The sequence below is a fragment of the Naasia aerilata genome (assembly GCF_030296595.1).
Lineage (GTDB): Bacteria > Actinomycetota > Actinomycetes > Actinomycetales > Microbacteriaceae > Naasia > Naasia aerilata.
In genome coordinates this window covers 751,026-767,587 of record NZ_AP027731.1, presented here as the reverse complement: position 1 = coordinate 767,587, position 16,562 = coordinate 751,026, and the positions used below count along the sequence as shown (strand labels likewise).

Below are 16,562 nucleotides of genomic sequence, written 5' to 3'. Positions count from 1 at the left end.
CCGCCCCGCGAGCCTTCCCGCCGCCTCCGCACGACCTTCGCCGGCTCGACCGGCGCTCCTTCCTCCCTGTTCGACCTCCTCGGCCCGCTCGGGCCTCTAGGGATCCGCATGTCCGTCGACGCTGATCGACTGTCCACCGTCCGTGCCCTGCTCCGCCTCGGCCCCTTCGTCCGCCCCGCGCTGCCGCGCCTCATCGCCGGCATGGTCGCCGGGCTGGTGGCCGCGCTCGTCGCGCTCGCCATCCCGCAGGTCCTCCAGGTCCTCGTCGACTCCGCCCTCCAGGACGGGGATGCGGCCGCGGTGCTTCCGTCGACGCTCCTCATCGTGGGTCTGGGGATCCTCGAAGCGCTCGCCATCCTCGTGCGGCGCTGGCTCGTGCTGACGCCGAACACGCACGTCGAGGCGGACATGCGGAACGCGCTCTACGCCCACCTGCAGGCGCTTCCCGTCGCGTTCCACGACCGGTGGCCCAGCGGCCAGCTGCTGTCGCGCGCCGTGCACGACCTCAACCTGATCCGCCGCTGGCTCGCGTTCGGCCTGGTCCTTCTGGTCGTCAACTCGGTGACGGTCGTCGTCGGCGCCGTGCTGCTCTTCGGCATCGACCCGCTGCTCGGCGCGGTCTTCCTGCTGAGCGCGATCCCGATCTGGCTCGTGGCCATCCGCTTCGAGCGCCGCTACAGCACGGCCGCGCGGCGCAGCCAGGACCAGGCCGGCGACCTCGCCACTGCGGTCGAGGAGTCGGTGCACGGCATCCGCGTGCTCAAGGCGTTCGGCCGCGGGTCGCACGCGCTGCGCAAGTTCGAGGCCCAGGCGGAGGAGCTGCGCGGCACCGAGATGGAGAAGGCCCGCGCGGTCGCGTTCATCTGGCGCTGGCTGACCCTCATCCCGGATGGCACGCTCGCCCTGTGCTTGACCGTCGGCGTGATCCTGGCCGCCCAGGGGCAGCTCACGGCGGGTGCGCTCGTCGCCTTCTTCGCCACCGCGACGGTGCTGCGGTTCCCGCTCGAGTCGATCGGCTTCCTGCTCTCCTTCACGCTCGACGCCCGCAACGCGACCGACCGCTTCTTCGAGGTCATAGACGAGCCGGTGCTGATCCGCGACCCCGAGCGGCCTGCGACCCTCGAGCGGCCGCAGGGCCGGCTCGAGTTCCGGGACGTCCACTTCCGCTATCCGGATGCGCCCGAGCAGCTGCCCGACCTCCTCGACGGGATCGACCTCGTGATCGAGCCGGGCGAGACCATGGCACTCGTCGGCCTCACCGGGTCGGGGAAGTCGACTCTGACGGCCCTGCCCACGCGCCTCTACGAGGTGACCGGGGAGCGGTGCTGCTCGACGGCGTGGACGTGCGTGAGCTGCGCCTCGCGGAGGTGCGGCGCCACATCGCGATGGCATTCGAGGACGCGACCCTCTTCTCCGACACGGTGCGCGAGAACGTGCTGCTCGGCAGCCCGGATCGCAGCGAGGAGTCGATGCGGGAGGCGCTCGCGATCGCCCAGGCCGGGTTCGTCGACGACCTCCCCCAGGGCGTCGACACGGTCATCGGCGAGGAGGGCCTCAGCCTCTCCGGCGGTCAGCGGCAGCGCCTCGCGCTCGCCCGCGCAGTGGCCGCGAAGCCGGCCGTGCTCGTGCTCGACGACCCGCTGTCGGCGCTCGACGTGGAGACGGAGGAGCTCGTCGAGGCGGCGCTGCGCCACGTGCTGTCCTCGACCACCGCGCTCGTCGTCGCCCACCGTCCGTCCACCGTCCAGCTCGCGGATCGTGTCGCCGTGCTCGAGCAGGGCCGCATCACCGCGGTCGGACGGCACTCCGACCTGCTCGCGACCAACGAGCACTACCGCTTCGTGATCTCGAGCCTCGACGACGACCGGGCGGACGACGATCCCGCCGACGACGACCCCGTCGGCGAGCGAGCGGAGGTGAACGCATGAGCACGGCAGTCGCGGGCGTCTCGGGCGAGGAGCGCGACGACCTCTCGCGCGCTGAGAGCCGCACCGTCCGCAAGCGCTCCCAGCGCCTCCTGCTCGAGCTGCTGCGTCCCCGCCGACGGCAGATCGCCCTGACGCTCGTCGTGGTCATCATCGCGACCGGCCTGCAGGTGGCGGGCCCTGCCCTGATCGCGCTCGGCGTCGACCGGGGCGTGCCCGCGCTCGCCGACGGCGACTGGCTGCCCCTCGCCCTGGCCGGAGCGGGCTTCCTGCTCACGAGCCTGGCGGGAGCGGCCCTCATCGGCTGGTTCCGGGTGCTCCAGGCCCGCATCGCTCAGGCCGTGCTCTTCGACCTGCGCCAGCGCGTGTTCTCGCAGACCCAGCGGCTGAGCATGGACTTCCACGAGAGCTACACCTCGGGGCGGATCATCGCCCGCCAGACCAGCGACCTCGACTCGATCCGCGAGCTGCTCGACGAGGGCATCGGCAACCTCGTGTCCGGCGCGTTCTACACGCTGTTCACGGCGATCGCGCTGATCCTGGTGGACGCCCCGAGCGGGCTCGTCCTCGCGTGCGCGCTGATCCCGCTCTGGTTCCTGGTCCGCTGGTTCCAGACGCGCTCGCAGCGCCTGTTCCGCCAGACGCGGGTCGCCTCCGCCCGGCTCATCGTGCAGTTCGTCGAGACGATGACGGGCATCCGCGCGGTGAAGGCGTTCCGGAAGGAGGACCGCAACCGGGAGAAGTTCGGCGGCCTCGTCGAGGACTACCGCGGGGCCAACGCGAAGGTGTTCCGGCTGTTCGGGACCTTCGATCCGGGCCTGGTCCTCATCGGCAACCTCACCGTCGCAGGCGCCCTGCTCGTCGGGGGCCTGCGGGTCGCGGCCGGCCAGCTCGCGATCGGCGCGCTGCTCGCGGTGCTCCTCTACATCCGGCGCTTCTTCGACCCGCTCGAAGAGCTCGCGATGTTCTACAACGGCTACCAGTCGGCGTCCGCGGCGCTCGAGAAGATCTCGGGTGTGCTCGAGGAGCGGCCGACGGTCGCCGATCCGGCACGGCCGGTGGACCTTCGGAGGGCCCGCGGCGCCGTGCGCTTCGAGGGCGTCGAGTTCGGCTACCGGAGCGGCGGCGTCATCCTGCCCCGGTTCGACCTCGAGCTGCCGGCAGGGCAGACGGTCGCGCTCGTGGGCTCGACCGGGGCCGGCAAGTCGACGCTCGCGAAGCTGCTGTCGCGGTTCTACGACCCGACGGCCGGTGCGGTGCGCCTCGACGGCATCGACCTGCGGGAGCTGCACCCGAAGGACCTGCGCCGCGCGATCGTCATGGTCACCCAGGAGGCCTACCTGTTCTCCGGCACCGTGGCGGACAACATCGCGCTCGGCCGGCCCGACGCCACGCGCGAGGACATCGTGCGCGCGGCCAAGGCGGTGGGGGCACACGCCTTCATCGAGGACCTGCCGCACGGCTACGACACGGACGTCAACAAGCGCGGCGGCCGCGTGTCCGCGGGGCAGCGCCAGCTGCTCTCCTTCGCGCGCGCGTTCCTCGCCGATCCGACGGTGCTGATCCTGGACGAGGCGACCGCGTCGCTCGACATCCCGAGCGAGCGCGCGGTGCAGGAGGCCCTGCAGACGCTGCTCGCCGACCGGACCGCGGTCATCATCGCGCACCGGCTGTCGACGGTCGCGATCGCGGACCGGGTGCTCGTGATGGACAAGGGCCGGATCGTCGAGGACGGCACTCCGGAGGAGCTCATCGGCGGCACGGGACGCTTCGCCTCCCTGCACCAGGCCTGGCGGGACTCTCTCGTCTGACGCCGGCGCGGGCGGTGCGGACAGCCGCACCCCCGCCGCCGGTCGTGAGTTGTCCGCGCGACCCGCGTCAGCTGTCGGGTGTCCAGCGCGCGGCCGCGAGGTCGACGCGGTAGCCGGCCTCGGTCGAGGCCGGGAGCAGGGGAGTGCCCTCCTCCTCGTAGTGCTCGCGCGCACGCGCCTCGTGGCCGGTCGGCGGGTGACCGCCGGAGCGGAGGACGCGCCACCAGGGCACGGACGAACCGTGGTACCGCATCACCATCCCGACCGCGCGGGCACCCGGGCGACCGAACGTCCACGCGACGTCGCCGTAGGTCATGACGCGTCCCGACGGGATCTGGGCCACCAGATCGAGCACCTGCTCGGTGTAGTCGCCGGGCCGGTCGAAGACCGCAGCCATCAGAGGTCGAGCGCGCCGATGACCTCGCCGTACCGGGTCTCGCCGATCGGGCGGAAGCCCACGTGCAGGAAGAACTCCTCGGGACCCAGCTCGCCGGGCTCCCAGATCACGGTGAGCCGGTTGAATCCGCGGGAGCGCGCCTCGTCGGCGAGGGCCTGGACCGCGAACGTGCCGACGCCGTGGCCCTGCGCGCCCGCCTTCACGTTGATCCGCCAGATGCAGCTGCGGAACTCCTCGTGATCGGACGCGGGATCGAAGTTGCCCATGATGAAGCCGACGACCTTGCCGTCCTCCAAAACCACGCGCGGCCAGGCCGTCGTGGGGTTCACATACGGCTCGCCGATGGCGTACGACGCGGGGGCGGCGAACTGCTCCTGCCCCGGCTTCAGGGTCAGCGAATTCGCCGCGACGATGTTGCCGGCGTTCAGCTCCTCGAGGACCAGCGTGCCCATGCGCACAGGGTAGCGGGCCGGACGGGGCGCCGCACCGCGGCGGAACTTGTCTCGACGTCGAGACATCTCGAGCGGTTGGTAGGCTGGCACACGGCCCCGGGCCGGGGCCCGTACAACGAGCCGAGGAGCGAGCGCAGTGGCAGCAGCCGAGAAGATCAAGGTCGAGGGCACTGTCGTCGAACTCGACGGCGACGAGATGACCCGGATCATCTGGCAGAAGATCAAGGACAGCCTGATCCACCCGTACCTCGACGTGAACCTCGAGTACTACGACCTCGGCATCGAGAGCCGCGACGCGAGCGACGACCAGATCACCATCGACGCAGCGAAGGCCATCCAGAAGCACGGCGTCGGCGTGAAGTGCGCGACGATCACGCCCGACGAGGCCCGCGTCACCGAGTTCGGCCTTAAGAAGATGTGGCGCAGCCCGAACGGGACCATCCGCAACATCCTGGGCGGCGTCATCTTCCGCGAGCCGATCATCATCTCCAACATCCCGCGTCTGGTGCCGGGCTGGAACAAGCCGATCATCGTCGGCCGCCACGCGTTCGGCGACCAGTACCGCGCCACCGACTTCCGCTTCGACGGCCAGGGCACGCTGACGATCAGCTTCCAGCCGAAGGACGGCGGAGAGGCCCAGTCGTTCGAGGTCTTCCAGTCGCCCGGCAGCGGCGTCGCGATGGCGATGTACAACCTCGACGACTCGATCCGAGACTTCGCGCGGGCAAGCCTCAACTACGGCCTCGCCCGCAACTACCCGGTGTACCTCTCGACCAAGAACACGATCCTCAAGGCCTACGACGGCCGGTTCAAGGACATCTTCGAGGAGGTGTTCCAGACCGAGTTCAAGGACAAGTTCGCCGAGGCCGGCCTCACCTACGAGCACCGCCTCATCGACGACATGGTCGCCGCCTCGCTCAAGTGGGAGGGCGGCTACGTCTGGGCCTGCAAGAACTACGACGGCGACGTCCAGAGCGACACGGTCGCGCAGGGCTTCGGCTCCCTCGGCCTGATGACGAGCGTGCTCACGACGCCCGACGGCAAGATCGTCGAGGCGGAGGCCGCGCACGGCACGGTGACCCGCCACTACCGCCAGTACCAGCAGGGCAAGCCCACGTCGACGAACCCGATCGCCTCGATCTACGCCTGGACGCGCGGCCTCGCGCACCGCGGCAAGCTCGACGGCAACCAGCAGCTCATCGACTTCGCCAACACGCTCGAGGACGTCGTCATCACGACGGTCGAGTCCGGCGCCATGACGAAGGACCTCGCCCTCCTCGTCGGCCCCGACCAGCCCTACCTGAGCACGGACGAGTTCCTCGACACCCTCGACGAGAACCTCCAGGCCCGCATCAACGGCTAGGTCCTGGCCGCTCACGACGAAGCGCCCGCCCCTCGGGGACGGGCGCTTCGTCGTTGCGGGTCAGGACTCGATGCTGCCCTGCGAGCCGGTGCTCGACTGGGTGCTGCCGACCGTCACGGTGTTGGAGCTGGCCGAGGTGCCGACCTCGATCTTGCGAGGCTTGGCGCGCTCGCTCACCGGAATCGTCACGCTGAGCACGCCGTTCTCGTAGCTCGCCGCGATCCGCTCGGTGTCGATGCCCTGGCCGAGGTTGAGCTGGCGCAGGAACGAGCCGCTCTGCCGCTCCCTGGCGAGCCACTTCACGCCCTGGCCGCTCGTCAGCGTGCGCTCGGCGCGGATCGTGAGGAGCTGGCCGTCCACGTCGATGTCGACCGAGCCCGGGTCGATGCCGGGAAGGTCGGCGCTCAGCACGTAGTGGTCGCCGTCGCGGTACAGGTCCATCGGCATCAGCCGCGGACCGCGCGTCTCGAGCACCTGGCCGGCGAGCCGGTCGAGCTCACGGAACGGGTCGAAGTTCATGGCCATGGTTGTTCCTTTCCGTCGGGCCGCACTGTGGCGGGTGTCTGAAGTTGAGCCCTATCGGCTCAAGTAGCAGCAGATTAGCACTCTGCGCGGGAGAGTGCCAAGAGGATTTCGGGTGCTCTCGGGGGTCGATTTCGAGAGGTTCAAGGGAGGTCGCGGCTCGTGTCCGGAGGGTGATGGAGGCACCCGTGGGGAGGCCGCGCGGGGGCGAGGTTGAGGCTTAAGACGGAGGATCGGATGGCCGGTTTCCGCTTCCGGCGCGCCTTTTGCTGCGTCCGGACGCCTTTTGCTCGCTGTCCCTGCCGAGCGCGGCTCGAGACGCCGAGCGCGCGCCGAGCGCGGGTTGTAGCGACGAGCGCGCCCCGTCTACGCACCGCGCTCGTCGTCACGCGCCGCGCTCGTCGGGGGAGGGCGCGCTCGGGAGGCGGCCGGCTTCCGTCGGTTGATAGCGGGAGCTGCGCTGTGCGCTCCAGGTAGCGCGGACGAAGGACGCACCGTCGGACGCCGTGGTGCTCGGTGTTGGCTCATCGAGCGCGGGCCGAGAGGCCGAGCGCGCGCCGAGCGCGCCCCGTAGCGACGAGCGCGCCCCGTCTACGCACCGCGCTCGTCGTCACGCGCCGCGCTCGGCGGGGGAGGGCGCGCTCGGGAGGCGGCCGGCTTTCCCTGGTAGCCAGTGGGAGCTGCGCTGTGCGCTCAGGTCGCGCGTGCGAAAGGCCCGGACCGTCGGATGCCGTGACGGCCGCAGCTCGCTCATCGAGAGCAGTCCGGGACGCCGAGCGCGCGCCGAGCGCGCCCCGTAGCGACGAGCGCGGCCCGTGTACGCACCGCGCTCGTCGTCACGCGCCGCGCTCGGCGCCGGAGGGCGCGCTCGGAGGTGGCCTGCTTTCCTCAGTGGTAGCCGGAGCACGCGTGAACTCGGGTCGCGCAGACGGACGGGGCTGACCGCCGGATGCCGTGGCGGCCGCAGCTCGCGCGTCGGGCGCGGGTCCGAGACGCCGAGCGCGGTCCGGGACGCCGCGCGCGCGTCGAGCGCGCCCCGTAGCGACGAGCGCGGCCCGTCTACGCAGCGCGCTCGTCGTCACACGCCGCGCTCGGTGGAGCAGGGCGCGCTCGACACGGGCGCACGCGCGCTTGCCGAACACAACGCGGGAGATCGGCCAGCAGAGAGTGTTGCCCCGAACAACTCGTCGTCTTAAGCCTCAGAGGGACAACGCCAACGTGCTCCCGCGCCGTGGGCGGTCGCGGAGAACGCAAGGGCGGTATCCCCTTCTAGGCCTCCCGAGCCGGCGAAGCGCGCCCCGCGTCCACCGCCTCAGCCCTGAAACACGCACCACACGCCTCTTGCATCGGTGGTTGTTTGTAAAGGATACTAACAAACGTGACGACGACGCCGTTGGCCTCTCCAGGCCGCCTCCTACGCCCGATGGCGAAGGTGCTGCCCGAGCACGCGCGCCGACACAACCGTGCCCTCGTTCTCCAGACGCTGCTGCGCACCGAGGGCCTCAGCCGCGCCGATCTGGCCCGCGAAACGGGCCTCACTCGCGCCACCGTGTCGGACCTCGTGGGGGAGCTGATCGGGGAGCGCTTCGTCCGCGAGCTGGGCCAGCGCGAGGACTCGCGCCCCGGGAAGCCCGCGACCCTCCTCGAGATCGACCGCGGCGGTCACCAGATCGTCGGCCTTGACCTCAGCGGTCACGACCTCCTTCGGGGAGCCGTCCTCGACCTCGACGGCAGCATCCTCGCGCGTGAGCAGCTGCCCCTCGAGGGCAGCACGGGGGAGGAGGCGCTCGCCAAGGTGACCCTCCTCGCCGAGCGCACGCTCGCTCGCACCACGGCGCCCGTGCTCGGCGTCGGAGTCGGCTCCCCCGGAGTCGTAAACCTCGAGGGGACGGTGCAGACCGCACCGAACCTCGGCTGGACCCGGGTCCCGCTCCAGGATCTCCTCGCTCAGCGACTGGGCGTCCCCGTGATCGTCTCGAACGACGCCAACGCGGCGGCGCTCGCCGAGCACGGGTTCGGCCAGGCCGAGGGCGACCTCATGCTCATCAAGATCGGCAACGGCGTCGGCTCGGGGCTCATCGTGAGCGGGGCGCTCGTGCATGGGCGGCGCTTCGCCGCCGGTGAGATCGGCCAGGTGATGGTCGGCACCGACGGCGGGCTGGATGTCGAGTACGACCGGGGCAAGACGGTGGAGTCGTGGCTGTCCGTGCCGTCGCTCACCGGCCGCCTCGAGACCGCGGGGGCTCTCCGCGACGACGTGCTCCGGCGTGCCGGCCAGCGCCTGGGGGTCGCGCTCGCGCCCGTCGTGGGCGCGCTCAACCTCGGTGAGGTCGTGCTGAGCGGCCCCGAAGAGCTTCTCGACGGCGTCCTCGCGGAGGCAGCCCTCGAGACGATCCGCCGGAGGACGATGACCGACTCGTCGGGCGATCTCCTCCTGCGGATGACCACGCTGGGCGACGACATCGTCCTCCTCGGCGCGGCCGTCCTCGTCCTGTCCGGACGACTCGGGGTGTCCTGACCCCACAAGCACCACGCAGTGCCCTCCTCCAACCCACCTGAAAGGACCCACCATGAGAAGGAAGTTCACGGGCGTCGTCGCGATCGCGGCCGCCTCGTCGCTTCTCCTCGCGGGGTGCGCCAGCGGCAGCAACAGCTCCGGCGGCGACTCCGGGAGCGGCGACAACTCGGACAAGACCATCACGCTCTGGCTCGCCGGCGCCGACACCCCCGATGAGCTGCGCACGTACCTCAAGGACGAGTTCAACAAGCAGACCGGTGCGAACCTCGAGATCGAGCAGCAGGACTGGGGCGACCTGGTCCCGAAGCTGACGACGGCGCTGCCGGACGCGAACAACACCCCGGACGTCACCGAGATCGGCAACACCCAGTCGCCCACCTTCACGAACGTGGGGGCCTTCCTCGACGTCTCCGACATGTACGACGAGCTGGGCGGCACCGACCTGCTGCAGAGCTTCGTCGACGCGGGCGTCGTCGACGGGAAGAACTACACGCTTCCCTACTACTTCGGGTCGCGGTACGTCTTCTACCGCAAGGACATCTGGTCGCAGGCCGGGGTCACCGTGCCCACCACGCTCGACGAGTTCAACACCGCGGTCGCGACGATCGCGGAGAAGAACCCTGCCGGGATCCAAGGCTTCTCCGGGTTCTACCTCGGCGGCCAGGACTGGCGCGACGGCATCTCCTGGATCTTCGCCAACGGCGGCGACCTCGCGAAGGAGTCCGGCGGGAAGTGGGAGTCCACCCTCTCCGACCCGAAGACCCTGAAGGGCCTCCAGCAGCTCCAGGACCTGTACAAGGCCGCCTCCAACGCGCCGAACGACGCGAAGGACAGCAACCAGTACATCTACCTGAACGACGACGACGCGGTCCCGGGCGCAACGCCCGACGACCCGACGACGCCGGTGTCGCTGTCGGCCGCCACCATCATGGCGCCGGGCTGGGCCCACTGGTCGATCGGCACCAAGGGCGACAAGGACGGGACCGTGACCCGCACCTGGGACGACAACGTGTTCGGCGTCTTCCCGCTGCCCGGCAACGACGGCAAGCCGGCCCCGGTCTTCGCCGGCGGCTCGAACATCGGGATCTCCGCGAAGAGCAAGAACCCGGAGCTCGCCAAGGAGCTGCTGAAGATCATCTTCAGCAGCGAGTACCAGGAGATGCTCGGCAAGAACGGGCTCGGTCCGGCCAACTCGAAGTACACCTCGGCACTCGGCGACGACCAGTTCGCTCAGGCGCTCATCGCGTCCGCGTCGAACTCGAAGCTGACCCCCGCCGCCCCCGGCTGGGCGACGGTGGAGGCCTCGAGCGTGCTGGAGGAGTTCTTCAGCAAGATCGAGGGCGCGTCGGACCTCGCCGCACTGGCGAAGGAGTATGACGACAAGATCACTCCGATGCTGAACGGCAAGTGACCATCGGCGGCCGCCGGGCAACCGGCGGCCGCCACCACCCCGCCGGGACACCGGCCCCGTGATCCCCACCTTCAGGAAGGAAGGAGGCAGGCATGTCCTCGACCCCGTCCGCCGGTGTGGCGGCCATGGCCTCGGCCGCAGCGGGCCGGAGCTCCCGTCCGGCCAGCAGGCGCCGCCGCCCGGCGCCCTACCTGCTCCTCCTGCCCGCCGTGGCGGTGCTCGTCGCGGCGATGGGCTACCCGCTCGTCTGGCAGGTGATCTCCTCCCTGCAGGAGTTCGGCCTCGCCCAGCAGTTCGGCCAGCCCGCACCCTTCGTCGGCCTCGACAACTACGCGCGCCTCGTGACGGACCCCTACCTCTGGACCGTGGTCCTCCGCAGCATCGCCTTCTGCCTGGTCGCGGCCGGCGCCACCATGGCGGTCGGCGTGGGGGTGGCCCTCCTCATGCGGGTGCTGCCCACCGCCGTGCGAATCGTGCTGCAGATCTCGCTGCTGCTCGCCTGGGCGATGCCGGTCGTCGCCTCGATGACGGTGTGGCGCTGGCTCTTCGACTGGCGCCGCGGGGTCGTGAACTGGCTTCTCACCGCCGCAGGCCTCGACTTCCGGGGCCACAACTGGCTGCAGGAGCCCCTGTCGTTCTTCGCGGTCGCCGCGATCATCGTGGTCTGGATGAGCGTGCCCTTCGTCGCGTTCTCCGTCTACGCGGGCCTGACGCAGGTCTCCGAGGAGGTCCTCGAGGCCGCTCAGATGGACGGCGCCTCGCCGGCCCAGCGCTTCTGGGGCATCGTGGTGCCCATCATCCGGCCGGTCCTCGCGATCGTGCTGCTGCTCCAGATCATCTGGGATCTCCGGGTCTTCACCCAGATCAAGCTCCTGCAGGACGCCGGGTCGATCGCGAGCGAGACCAACCTGCTCGGCACGTACATCTACCAGCTGGGCACCGGCTCGAGCGACTTCGGGACGGCGTCGGCGGTCTCCATCTTCGTGCTCGTGCTCACCGTGGCGCTGAGCGCCTTCTACGTCCGCGGGATGCTCAAGGAGGACGAGTCATGAGGACCGGATCGCGCCGCCCCGGCCGCATCGGCGCGGGAATCGCCGGGATCGTCGTCGCCCTGATCTGGGCGTTCCCGGTCTACTGGATGGTGAACTCGTCCCTCCTGCCGGACGCGGTCCTCCAGTCGTCCTCGCCCACCTTCCTGCCGTTCGGGGGCTCGTGGAGCAACTTCACGGCGGTCGTGAGCGGCGGCACCTTTCTTCCCGCCCTCGGCATGAGCGTGCTCGTCGCGCTCGTCGTCGTGGCCTGCTCCCTCTTCTTCGCCTTCCTGGCGGCACTCGCAATCAGCCGCTTCCGCTTCCGCGGCCGCAAGTCGTTCGTGCTCGCGGTGCTGTTCGTGCAGATGCTTCCCGCGGAGGGCCTCTTCATCGCCCAGTACAAGCTCATGTCGTCCGTCGGCCTGCTCAACACCGTTCTCGGACTCAGCGTCCTCTACATCGCCGCGATCGTGCCCTTCACGGTCTGGATGCTGCGCGGCTTCGTCGCCGGCATCCCGGTCGACCTGGAGGAGGCGGCGATGGTGGACGGGCTGAGCCGCACGCAGGCGTTCCTCCGCATCACCTTCCCGCTCCTCGCACCCGGCCTCGTCGCAGCGGGGGTCTACGCGTTCCTGCAGTCGTGGAACGAGTTCACGGTCGCGCTCGTCGTCCTCCAGGACGACAGCAGCCGCACACTCCCGCTGTGGCTGCGCGGCTTCGTCCAGGCGAGCGCGAGTCGCGCCACCGACTGGGGTCAGGTGATGGCGGCGTCGACGCTCGTCGCCGTGCCCGTCATCGTGTTCTTCCTGATCGTCCAGGGGCGCATGACGAGCGGCCTGGTGGGCGGGGCGGTCAAGGGATGACCGGGCCGGCAGGCGTCCTCCTGCCGGGGTTCCGCGGCACAACGCTGCCGCGGTGGCTCGCGGCGCGGCTGGATGCAGGACTCGCAGGCGTGTGCCTCTTCGGTCCCAACATCACCTCGGCCGACCAGCTGCGCCGGCTGACCGCCGACATCCGCGAGCACAACCCGCTCGCGCTGATCGCCATCGACGAGGAGGGCGGAGACGTGACGCGGCTGCACGCGGCGACCGGGTCGCCCTACCCGGGGAACGCGCTGCTCGGCCGGATCGACGACCTCGCGCTGACCGAGGACGTCGCCCGTCAGGTCGGCTCGGAGCTCGCTCGAGTCGGCGTCGACCTCGACTTCGCGCCCGACGTCGACGTCAACTCGACGCCGCTCAATCCCGTCATCGGCGTGCGCAGCTTCGGGGCCCAGCCGGGCCTGGCAGCGCGGCACAGCGCGGCGTGGGTCCGGGGACTGCAGTCCGCGGGAGTCGCCGCGACCGCCAAGCACTTCCCCGGCCACGGCGACACGGCGCAGGACTCGCACCTCGCGCTTCCGGTGGTGGACGTGCCGCTCGCCGTCCTGCGCGAGCGGGAGCTGCCCCCGTTCGCGGCGGCCGTCGCCGCGGGCGTCGAGGTCGTCATGACGTCGCACATCCTGCTGCCCCAGGTGGATCCTGCCGCCCCCGCGACGTTCTCGCCGGCGATCCTCGGCGGCCTGCTCCGCGGCGAGCTCGGCTTCGACGGCGTGATCGTGTCGGACGCACTCGACATGGCGGGCGCGAGCGGCACGACCGGAATGGCGTCCGCCGCCGTCCGGGCGATTGCCGCCGGCTGCGATCTGCTCTGCCTCGGCACGGACAACGACGACCGCGAGCTGGCCGAGCTCGAGGAGGCGCTCGCGGACGCCCCAGCCGCACGTCGCGCCGACGCGGGCGCCCGCGTGCGCGCCCTTGCGGAGCGGCTCTCCCGGGCGCCGCGACCGTCCTTCGCCGGCGAGGGCGTGCCGCTCGAGCGCATCGTCGGTGCCTTCGACGTGCGGCCCGGGGTGCGCGTCGAGCGGAACCGGGTTCTCATCGCTCTGGAGACGGTGCCGAACATCGCCGTCGGGACGTCCCCCTGGGGGCCGGCCGCGGCCGGTGCGCAGGTCCTGCACGCCACGGCCGAGTCCCGCCCCGACGTGCCGGCGGGCGCGCAGCCGATCCTGATCGGCAAGGACAACCACCGGCACGCCTGGATCCGCGACTACGCCGACGCGGTCCGGCGTGCGCATCCGGGGGCGCTGGTCGTCGACATGGGGTGGCCCGGCGAGGACCGCCGGTACGCTGAAGTGGCAACGTTCGGCGCCTCCCGGCTCGCCGGACAGGCCCTGCTCGCCTGGTTGGAAGGGACGGCCCGATGACGGCTGAACTCCGACTCGACGGCTCGCTCTCCACCGGCACCTCGGCACTTCGCGTCGGGGTCGACGTCGGAGGCACCAAGACGGATGCGGTGGCCGTCGACGGCGGCGGCGAGGTCCTCGGGCAGCTGCGGCTGCCGACCGGGTTCGGCGCGGACGCCGTGCTGGCCTCGACGGTCGAAGCCGTCAGCGGCCTCGCGTCCCAGCTCAGCGTCGACCCTCGCGACTTCTCCTCCCTCGGCGTCGGCATCCCGGGCTCCGTGGACAGCGGCACCGGCCGGGTCACGCACGCGGTCAACCTCGGACTCGAGGGGCTCGAGCTCGGGGCGGAGCTGACGGCCCGGCTCGGCGTGTCCGCGCACGTCGAGAACGACGTCAACGCGGCCGCACTGGGCGCCTACCACCTGCTCGCGGGCGCCCGGCAGAGCCACTCGATGGCCTACCTCAACCTCGGGACGGGCCTCGCCGCAGGCCTCGTCCTGGGGGGCGAGCTGTGGCGGGGCTCCCGGGGCAATGCGGGTGAGATCGGCCACATCCCGGTCGACCCGTCCGGTCCGCTCTGCCCCTGCGGCCAGCGGGGTTGCCTGGAGACGCTGGCCTCCGGGTCCGCCGTGACGCGCCAGTGGCCCACCGATCATCCCCGGCCCGCGCAGGCTCTCTTCGAGGCGGCGCTCGCGGGCGACGAGTCGGCGGTCGAGGTGTGGGAGCGGCTCCTCGTCAACGTCGCGTCGGCGGTGCGCATCCTGGTGCTCACGGTGGACGTGGACCTGGTGGTCATCGGGGGCGGCATCAGCTCGCTCGGCACGCCGCTGCTCGGCGGCGTCCGCTCCGCGCTGGACCGGTGGGCCTCCTCGTCGCCGTTCCTCGCCTCGCTGGATCTGTCCGGGCGGGTGGAGCTCGTGCCGCCGGGCTTCCCCGCGGCCGCGGTGGGCGCGGCGCTGGTCGGCGCCGCGGACGGGACGGGGCACCGTTGGCCGAGGTGATCCTCGTTGCGGACGCCTCGGCGGCGGGGGAGCTCGCCGCGGATCTGATCGCGGGTCTCGTGCGGCGGCGGCCGGACGCCGTGCTCGGTGTGGCCACCGGATCCACGCCTCTGCCGGTCTACCGGGCCCTCGCCACTCGCGGCCTGGACCTCTCGCGCGTGCAGGCCTTCGCGCTCGACGAGTACGTGGGCCTGCCCCTCGACCACCCGGAGAGCTACCACTCCGTCATCGAGCGCGAGGTGACCGTCCCGCTCGGGCTGGACCCGGCCCGCGTGCACGTCCCCGGCGAAGGGCCGATCGAGCACGCGAGCGAGGCCTATGAGGACGCGCTCCGCGAGGCCGGGGAGTGGACCTCCAGCTCCTCGGCCTCGGCACCGATGGGCACATCGGGTTCAACGAGCCGGGGTCCTCGCTCGCCTCGCTGACGCGCGTCAAGACGCTGACCGAGCAGACCCGGCGTGACAACGCGCGCTTCTTCGACTCGGTCGACGACGTGCCCATCCACTGCATCACCCAGGGACTCGGCACGATCCTCCGCGCCCGGCGGCTGCTCCTGCTCGCCTTCGGCAGCGCCAAGGCCGCGGCGGTCGCCGCCGCGCTCGAGGGGCCCGTCACCGCGAGCGTGCCGGGCTCGGCCATCCAGCTGCACCCGTCGGTCACCGTGCTCGTGGACGAGGAGGCGGGGGCGCAGCTCGCGAACGCGGACTACTACCGCTACGTGTACGCGCACAAGCCGGCGTGGCAGGAGCTGTGACGGGGACCGTCCTCCTCGCCGGAGCGACCGCGGTGGACGCCGATGGCGTGCGCCCCAACGTCTGGCTGCTCGCTGACGGCGGCGTGATCGCCGCGATCGGGCCGGCCGGTGCGGAGCCCGAGCTGCCCCCGGGGTGCGAGCGGATCGACGCGACGGGCCTGAGCCTGGTCCCCGGCTTCCTCGACCTCCACGCGCACGGCGGGGGCGGGCACTCGTACGACACGGGCGACGCGCTCGCCGGCTTCGCCTCGCATCGCGCGCACGGCACGGCGGCCACCCTCCTCAGCCTCGTCGCGGCGCCGGTCGACGAGCTCGCCGCGCGTCTGGGCGCGCTGAGGGAGATGTCGAGGGATGAGCCCGGCATCCTGGGGGTCCACCTCGAGGGGCCCTTCCTGTCGCGGGAGCGCCGCGGCGCGCATGCGGAGGACCTCCTCGCCGTCCCCGACCCGGCGTCGATCGACCGGCTCCTCGAGGCGGGGGCCGGGGTGCTGCGGATGGTGACCATCGCGCCCGAGCTTCCGGACGCGATGGAGGCCATCGCCCGGCTGGCGGCGGCGGGGGTCCTGGTCGCGGTCGGCCACACCCAGGCGGACTACGAGCGGACCCGTGCCGCGTTCGACGCCGGGGCGCGAGTCCTCACCCACACCTTCAACGCGATGCCGGGGCTCGGCCATCGGGCACCGGGACCGGTCGCGGCGGCCATCGACGACCCTCGCGTGACGCTCGAGCTCATCCTCGACGGCCGGCACGTGCACGACGCGCTGGCCCGCCTCCTTTTCGCCGCCGCGCCCGGCCGCGTCGCACTCATCACGGACGCCATGGCGGCCGCGGCGGCGGGCGACGGCGAGTACCTCCTGGGCGGACGCGAGGTCACCGTGCAGGAGGGCACGGCGGTCCTCCGCGGCACCACGACGCTCGCCGGCTCGACCCTCACCCAGGACGCGGCACTGCGCCGGGCGATCGCGGCCGGGCTCGACCCGGCCGCCGCGGTCGGCGCGCTGACGACGGCTCCGGCGGCGGCCCTCGGGCTCGCCGGGCGGCGGGGCCGCCTGGCCCCGGGCATGCCGGCCGACCTCGTGCTCCTCGACCAGGACTGGCGGGTGGTGCGCGTCCTCCCGGCAGGTGGAGCCCGCAGCCGAACCTAGGATGGAAG

The 16,562-nt window shown here is 71.7% G+C and carries 12 protein-coding genes and 2 pseudogenes; 11 read left to right on the top strand and 3 right to left on the bottom strand.

Going from position 1 to position 16,562, the window contains the following annotated elements:
• Nucleotides 1-108: 108 nt before the first annotated feature.
• Together QUE51_RS04150 and QUE51_RS04145 are read left to right on the top strand one after the other, a co-directional pair.
• Nucleotides 109-1,928, top strand: a pseudogene (locus tag QUE51_RS04150) (ABC transporter ATP-binding protein).
• Nucleotides 1,925-3,736, top strand: coding sequence for an ABC transporter ATP-binding protein (locus QUE51_RS04145; RefSeq protein WP_286278346.1), 1,812 nt, complete (start codon nucleotides 1,925-1,927; stop codon nucleotides 3,734-3,736). Before QUE51_RS04150 ends, QUE51_RS04145 begins: the two are co-directional and overlap by 4 nt.
• Nucleotides 3,737-3,803: 67 nt before the next feature.
• On the opposite strand, the gene QUE51_RS04140 is transcribed toward QUE51_RS04145, so the two are convergent.
• Nucleotides 3,804-4,133, bottom strand: coding sequence for an MGMT family protein (locus QUE51_RS04140; RefSeq protein WP_286278344.1), 330 nt, complete (start codon nucleotides 4,131-4,133; stop codon nucleotides 3,804-3,806).
• Entirely contained in the window at nucleotides 4,133-4,585 is a 453-nt protein-coding gene (locus tag QUE51_RS04135) for a GNAT family N-acetyltransferase (RefSeq protein WP_286278343.1), read from the bottom strand. The genes QUE51_RS04140 and QUE51_RS04135 overlap by 1 nt, the downstream gene beginning before the upstream one ends.
• A gap of 136 nt (nucleotides 4,586-4,721) precedes the next feature.
• Between QUE51_RS04135 and QUE51_RS04130 the strand changes: the two genes are divergently transcribed.
• Nucleotides 4,722-5,948: an NADP-dependent isocitrate dehydrogenase gene (locus QUE51_RS04130; protein WP_286278342.1), complete on the top strand. Its 1,227-nt coding sequence runs from the start codon at nucleotides 4,722-4,724 to the stop codon at nucleotides 5,946-5,948.
• A gap of 60 nt (nucleotides 5,949-6,008) precedes the next feature.
• Here QUE51_RS04130 and QUE51_RS04125 read toward each other — a convergent pair whose 3' ends face one another.
• Nucleotides 6,009-6,473, bottom strand: a complete 465-nt coding sequence (locus QUE51_RS04125) for an Hsp20/alpha crystallin family protein (protein ID WP_286278340.1) — start codon at nucleotides 6,471-6,473, stop codon at nucleotides 6,009-6,011.
• 1,420 nt (nucleotides 6,474-7,893) lie between these two features.
• Between QUE51_RS04125 and QUE51_RS04120 the strand changes: the two genes are divergently transcribed.
• The 8 genes and pseudogenes from QUE51_RS04120 to nagA all read left to right on the top strand — a co-directional run bounded on the left by QUE51_RS04120 (nucleotide 7,894) and on the right by nagA (nucleotide 16,554).
• The gene (locus QUE51_RS04120) at nucleotides 7,894-8,988 is read left to right on the top strand and encodes an ROK family transcriptional regulator (RefSeq protein WP_286278339.1); all 1,095 of its coding nucleotides are present in this window, start codon (nucleotides 7,894-7,896) and stop codon (nucleotides 8,986-8,988) included.
• A 52-nt stretch (nucleotides 8,989-9,040) separates the two neighbouring features.
• The gene (locus tag QUE51_RS04115; protein WP_286278338.1) at nucleotides 9,041-10,399 is read left to right on the top strand and encodes an extracellular solute-binding protein; all 1,359 of its coding nucleotides are present in this window, start codon (nucleotides 9,041-9,043) and stop codon (nucleotides 10,397-10,399) included.
• 92 nt (nucleotides 10,400-10,491) lie between these two features.
• On the top strand, nucleotides 10,492-11,451 hold the full coding sequence (locus QUE51_RS04110) for a carbohydrate ABC transporter permease (protein WP_434017238.1): 960 nt from the start codon (nucleotides 10,492-10,494) through the stop codon (nucleotides 11,449-11,451).
• On the top strand, nucleotides 11,448-12,293 hold the full coding sequence (locus tag QUE51_RS04105; protein ID WP_286278337.1) for a carbohydrate ABC transporter permease: 846 nt from the start codon (nucleotides 11,448-11,450) through the stop codon (nucleotides 12,291-12,293). The genes QUE51_RS04110 and QUE51_RS04105 overlap by 4 nt, the downstream gene beginning before the upstream one ends.
• On the top strand, nucleotides 12,290-13,675 hold the full coding sequence (gene nagZ / locus QUE51_RS04100) for a beta-N-acetylhexosaminidase (protein ID WP_286278336.1): 1,386 nt from the start codon (nucleotides 12,290-12,292) through the stop codon (nucleotides 13,673-13,675). Before QUE51_RS04105 ends, nagZ begins: the two co-directional genes overlap by 4 nt.
• A complete protein-coding gene (locus QUE51_RS04095) occupies nucleotides 13,672-14,655 on the top strand; it encodes an ROK family protein (RefSeq protein WP_286278335.1) in 984 nt (327 codons plus the stop codon). Before nagZ ends, QUE51_RS04095 begins: the two co-directional genes overlap by 4 nt.
• Nucleotides 14,643-15,409: pseudogene (locus QUE51_RS04090) on the top strand (glucosamine-6-phosphate deaminase). The gene QUE51_RS04095 and the pseudogene QUE51_RS04090 overlap by 13 nt, the downstream one beginning before the upstream one ends.
• Nucleotides 15,406-16,554, top strand: a complete 1,149-nt coding sequence (gene nagA, locus QUE51_RS04085) for an N-acetylglucosamine-6-phosphate deacetylase (RefSeq protein ID WP_286278334.1) — start codon at nucleotides 15,406-15,408, stop codon at nucleotides 16,552-16,554. The pseudogene QUE51_RS04090 and the gene nagA overlap by 4 nt, the downstream one beginning before the upstream one ends.
• The last annotated feature ends 8 nt before the right edge of the window (nucleotides 16,555-16,562 follow it).